Here is a 697-nt window from a genome sequence, read left to right as displayed (position 1 = left end):
CCGTGAGTTCGCCGAGGCCGTCGGCGACGCGAACCCGGCGTACACCGACCGGGACGCGGCCGCCGCGCTCGGTCACGCCGATGTGATCGCACCGCCCACGTTCGTGTTCGCCATCACCTACCTGGCGGCGGGCGACGTGGTGCGGGACCCGCAGCTGGGGCTGGACTACAGCCGGGTGGTGCACGGCGACCAGAAGTTCGCCTACCGCCGCCCGGTGCGGGCGGGGGACCGGCTGACCGTCACCTCCACCATCGAGGCGATCAAGTCCCTTGCCGGGAACGACATCCTCGACGTCCGCGTACGCGATCTTCGCTGCCATCACGCCTCCTCGGCGGCGCGTGCCACCAGCTTCATCCACGCCGTCACGACATGCTCGCCGGCCTCGTCGTGCACCTCACCGCGGACGTCGAGGTCGGCACCGAACTGCCCCCGGCGAGCTTCCCGGTGACCCGCGCCGCGCTGGTGCGGTACGCGGGCGCCTCCGGCGACTTCAACCCGATCCACTGGAACGAGAAGTTCGCGGTCGAGGTCGGCCTGCCGGACGTCATCGCCCACGGCATGTTCACCATGGCCGAGGCGATCCGCGTGGTCACCGACTGGCTCGGCGACCCGGGCGCGGTCGTCGAGTACGGCGTCCGCTTCACCAAGCCCGTCGTCGTCCCCAACGACGACAAGGGGGCCGTCGTCGAGGTCAGCG

The 697-nt window shown here is 71.3% G+C and carries 2 protein-coding genes; both read left to right on the top strand.

The window, feature by feature from the left end:
- On the top strand, window positions 1-448 hold a 448-nt coding region (locus EAO77_RS36880), incomplete at its 5' end, for a MaoC family dehydratase N-terminal domain-containing protein (protein WP_410088763.1).
- Window positions 370-697, top strand: a 328-nt coding sequence (locus EAO77_RS36875) for a MaoC/PaaZ C-terminal domain-containing protein (protein ID WP_147992633.1), incomplete at its 3' end; no start/stop codon positions are given. The genes EAO77_RS36880 and EAO77_RS36875, both read left to right, overlap by 79 nt.

Origin of the sequence: Streptomyces sp. T39 (assembly GCF_008042045.1) — a bacterium.
Classification (GTDB): Bacteria; Actinomycetota; Actinomycetes; order Streptomycetales; family Streptomycetaceae; genus Streptomyces.
The sequence above is the reverse complement of the archived record's forward strand: the minus strand, read 5'-3'. Positions and strand labels throughout refer to the sequence as shown.